This is a genomic window from Modestobacter caceresii, from assembly GCF_000761485.1.
GTDB classification, from domain to species: domain Bacteria; phylum Actinomycetota; class Actinomycetes; order Mycobacteriales; family Geodermatophilaceae; genus Modestobacter; species Modestobacter caceresii.
The window spans coordinates 1-414 of record NZ_JPMX01000026.1; the positions used below are offsets into that span (position 1 = coordinate 1).

The 414-nt window shown below is 66.4% G+C and carries 1 protein-coding gene; it reads right to left on the reverse strand.

Annotated elements, in window-relative coordinates; genetic code table 11:
- Positions 1-24: 24 nt before the first annotated feature.
- The coding region (locus tag IN07_RS08285; RefSeq protein ID WP_036335085.1) for an IS5 family transposase at positions 25-414 on the reverse strand (390 nt) is incomplete at its 5' end.

The window sequence follows — 414 nt, forward strand, 5'->3', positions numbered from 1 at the left end:
AGAGGGTGTTGGGTATTTGATCGGCTACTTGTCGGAGTCGAGGTCTTCGGCCAGTCGGCGGGCGGCTTCGGTCTCGATCGGTCCGTGAGGTTCGATGTGCCGTCCGGTGAGCCGGGCGGCCATCAGCCTGATCATGGCGACCTTGATCATGGCCTCGGCGTGTTCGGTCTTGCGCTCGTAGTCCCGTGCCAATCGCCTGCTCCTCGTCAACCACCCGAAGCTGCGTTCGACCACCCACCTGCGGGGCAGCACCTGGAAGCCTCGCACGTCATCGCAGCGGCGGACGATCTCCAGTTCCAGCCCGAGCTCGTCGCGGGCGTGGGTGATCAGCGAGGTGTCCACGACGTTGGCGTAGCCGCCATCGGCCCACACCTTGCCCAGTCGCGGGAACTTCGGGCGGGCGGCGCTGAGCAG